Origin of the sequence: Campylobacter concisus (genome assembly GCF_015229965.1) — a bacterium.
Classification (GTDB): domain Bacteria; phylum Campylobacterota; class Campylobacteria; order Campylobacterales; family Campylobacteraceae; genus Campylobacter_A; species Campylobacter_A concisus_BD.
The window spans coordinates 1-4,310 of record NZ_JAAKZB010000042.1 but is presented as its reverse complement, the minus strand read 5'-3'; the positions used below and the strand labels follow the sequence as shown (position 1 = coordinate 4,310).

2 protein-coding genes are annotated in these 4,310 nt (G+C 39.9%); both read left to right on the top strand.

Annotated elements, in window-relative coordinates; genetic code table 11:
* On the top strand, positions 1 to 329 hold a 329-nt coding region (locus G6W43_RS10425; RefSeq protein WP_196779776.1), incomplete at its 5' end, for a hypothetical protein.
* A complete protein-coding gene (locus G6W43_RS10420) occupies positions 274 to 3,801 on the top strand; it encodes an Ig-like domain-containing protein (protein WP_194169757.1) in 3,528 nt (1,175 codons plus the stop codon). The genes G6W43_RS10425 and G6W43_RS10420, both read left to right, overlap by 56 nt.
* The last annotated feature ends 509 nt before the right edge of the window (positions 3,802 to 4,310 follow it).

Genomic DNA, 4,310 nt, shown 5'->3' with positions numbered 1-4,310 from the left:
ATCCTGATGGTACATTCTCTGTTCCTACACCAAATAATGAACCATTAAAACCAGGTACTGAGGTAAAAGTTACTCCAAAAGATGATGCAGGCAATGGTACACCAGTTACTACTCCAGTATCAGACGTTGTGCCGCCGCAGGTAGATCTCACTCCAAAAGCTGACGGCACAGTTGATGTAGTGCCTCACGACAATGACGCGACAAAGGTTGAAATTTCATACACAGATAATAACGGCAACTCACAAACTATAACCGTGGTCAAAAACTCAAGTGTTGGCTGGGTTGTGGAATACTCCTGGCAAGACGACAGCTCCAACAGGCGCTTTTAAACTTGATCCAAATAGTGGCAAGGTCACTATCAGCGACGATGCGACAAAAGACAACACTCCAGTGACCGCAAAGGCTACTGATAGCGCTGGCAACACAGCCACAGGCGAGACTACTGCTCCAGATAAATTTACTATCAAATTTAATGATGACGCAGATGGCAACGGTACTATCACAAGAGGCGAGAACTATGCTGAGGATGGCGCAAAAGCTACTGCAACCATCAGCATACCAAACCTTGCAAAGGACGGCAGCAAGATCCACGTTATAGGCACTGGCATAAATGACTATTACACAGTTCATAAAGATGCTAGTGGCAACGTTACAAGCGTTATAGATACAAAAGGCAACAATGTATTTGACGGCGATAATGGCATAAAGGTTGGCTATAACTATAACCACTACCAAACAGCCCTCGGAAATGCAGCTAGTATCACAGCTGAGCTAGAAGGCACAACCCTTAAAGCTACTTCGAGTGTTAAATTTGAAAATGTTGGTAAGGCTGAAGTTAAATTTGTTGAGCTTGATGAGCATGGTAATGTTCTAAATGAAAAATCAGATCAAATAACAAATCAAAATAGAAATACAGCTATGCTAGATGGCGATATCAACCACACCACAGCACGCATCTCACTACCTGAGAATGTTCAAGATGGCGATGTAGTAACTGTAAAATATGGATATGGACCAGATGCAGCATCTTTAGCTGCAATAGGCGGCATAGATACGACTGCTTATAAATATTTCTTAGTTCATAAAGCAGCTGATGGCTCTATGACGGTTGATCAGATCACTTCAGCTGATGATAAGACAGTTATCAAATCAGGTCTTACATCTACAAATGGTGCTGGCGAGAAATTCGGTATAGATATCCACGATATGCCAACAACTACCTATAATCTTACGCACTCACGTGGTATAGAAGTGACCGTAAAAGGTGATGACTATGCAGATAAATCTAGTGGAGATACATGGATATTTAGAGATAGCATGGAGGCTCCAAAGGTTGAATTTATAGAAGGCAATAAAATTTATGATCCAAGTGTTTCAGGAAGTGGCTCAGGCGCACTAAATGCTGGTATAAGCGTAGCTGATGCTATAAAAGACGGCGATATCAGCCACACTACAGCTCGCATAACATTGCCAAAAGTGTTCTCAGACGGCGATAAACTAACAGTTGCTGTAACTGACTACAACAAAATTTATGCCGACACTGGTGTAAAACAATACCCAGCAAATAACCCAGAGCCAACATTTGTTAAGGCATTTATCATTCACAAAGCGGCTGATGGCACCGTGACTTTTGACGAGGTCGATGCAGCTGGCAATGTCACACATGCAGGCATCCCAGCGCTAAATAACAATGCTATCGAAATAGCTGGCGTGCCACTATATAATATGTATGAAAATGGCGTTGTGAAGTCAGATTATGTACATGCAACTGGTGTTGATGCTACTATCACAGACCACCTTAATCTAAATGGTAACGATAGTGGAAGCAATTTAAGTTTTGCATTCTTAGCGAATGTAAATGTTGTAACTATCACAGAGGTGATCGACGACGTTGCAGGCGGTATAGATCATGGCAATATCAAAGATAACGACGTAGTAGTAAATGGCGTAACTAAAAAAGGGCTAACAAACGACAGCACTCCGACATTTAACGGCAAGGCAGACCCTAACTCAGTAGTAGAGCTATACGATGGCACGACTAAGATAGGTAGCACAACAACTGATAAATTTGGCAACTGGTCTATCACTCCGGCCACTCCACTTGGTGAAGGCGCTCACAATATCACAGCCTCATCTCCAGCCACAAATGCGATCAAGGCCTCTGACCCAGCTACTATAACAGTAGATACAAGTACTAAGGTTACGCTTGATAGCGTTACAGATGATGTTACGGGCGGCGTTGTAAATGGCAATGTTAAGGGCAATGATGTGACAGTTGAAGGCAAAACACTAAAAGGTCTAACAAACGACAACACACCAACTCTATCAGGCAAGGCAGAGGCTGGCTCAACTGTAGAGATCTTTGATGGTACAAACAAGATCGGTCAAGTAGAGGCAAAAGCGGGCGGCTCTTGGAAATTTGAAGTGAGCACTCCACTTAGCGAGGGCGAGCATGAGCTGAAGGTAAAAACTACTGACAAAGCTGGCAACACAGCCGAGGCTGATCCAGTAACCATAACTGTTGATACGAAAGTGACAAATTTAAAAGTCGAATGGATAGATGATCTCAATAATGATGGTAAATTTAGCTGGAGTGAGAATTTAAATCCTGAACACGCAGGACGTATAGCTTGGAAAGCATATCTTCCAAACGACGGCACGGTTAAAGCTGGTGACGTTATGCACTATATGTGGGGTGGACCAGGTGCTACTGGTGAGCTAACTTATACTATAAAAGCCGAAGATATAGCAAAAGGCTATGTAGGCTTTGTAAAACAAAATATGATTCAAGGAACATGGGAACATATTCCTTTTGGCAAGGATTCTGATGGTAAAGTTTTTGAAGCTTGGGCATATCTAACAGACGCTGCTGGAAACAAAGGATCAACAGGCAAAGATGAGATAGTCTTTGACTTTAGTGATGCACCTACTCATATAAATGCTAGCGCTATTTATGGCACAAATAGAACAGGCTTGTTACTTGATGACAATCCAAAAAGCGCAAGCGCTGTTAATATAGAAGCACAAGGTAAAGCAGTAGAGCTAGATGTTAAAACATTCACTCATAGAGCAGATGTGAAACTAGGTGATGGTGACGATATAGTAACGGTGCATAAGAGCGGCGGTGTTTGGGGTGACATGGTAGAAGACTCAAAACTAAATTTAGGAGATGGGGATAATATCTTAAAAGTAGAGACAAATATCGATAGAGCATCAGTAATCGCTGGAGATGGTTATGACAACGTCAAAGTCGATGGATATATAACAAATCGCTCTAATGTAAATTTAGGTGATGGCAACAATACATTAACAGTTGGAACAAATATAGATCATAGTACTGTAGAAACTGGAAGTGGAAACGACACCATCAAAGTTGGTAACTATATCCACTACTCTAATATAAAGTTAGGCGCAGGCGATGACTCATTAACGATTGCAAAGTCAGATATGCAAGGTAATGATATAGATGGTGGCACTGGTTATGACAAATTAGCTATCACTAATCCAGGAACATCTATAAATTTAGATAGCATCGCAGATCATGCACATAACTTTGAGGAGATTAATATCTCTAACAAGAGCCAAAATACTACTTTAAGCGTAAAACTAAGTGATGTTATAAGCTTAACAGATGGTGATAATACTCTAAAAATAACAGCTGATGCTGGAGATAAAGTAGAATTTAAAGATACTGGTTGGCAAAAGGGTGCATCAACTGACGGCTATACCGCATATACAAATGATACTAGCGGAACAACTGTTACTGTAGAGATCAAGGATGAAGTAACACAGCCTATGTAATTATAGATGTAAATTTGCTATCAGAGTGCTAGCAATAAAACAGACGGAGGGCAAGGAAGCTCTCCGAATTTCTACCTAAAAAATAAAATTCAAATTTATAAAATATTTTGCAATTATTTCAACTATCTTTAAGCATCCCTCATATATAATTCCAGCTCACGAAACGAGAAACCACCTTTAACTTCAATGTTAATAAAGCCTTTTTCTTATCGTTGTTCTTTTAACTTACAATTGTTAAACTATTAGTCAATCTTTGAAATCTAAACAAGTGATCGATTGAGCCAGTCTATTATGATTAAATAATAGATTAGACAAACTAATATAAAAATTAAAAGTTTTTTGATTAAAAACTTCATAATAAATACTAAAAGCAATTTTAGTAAAAAACATTATTACTAGATTGCATTAGCAATCTTAGTCTTTAGTGTTGCTTCTTAGTAAAGCTTTGCTTTACGCTAAAGAAGGTTAATATGGAGAGTTTGATCCTGGCTCAGAGTGAACGCTGGCGG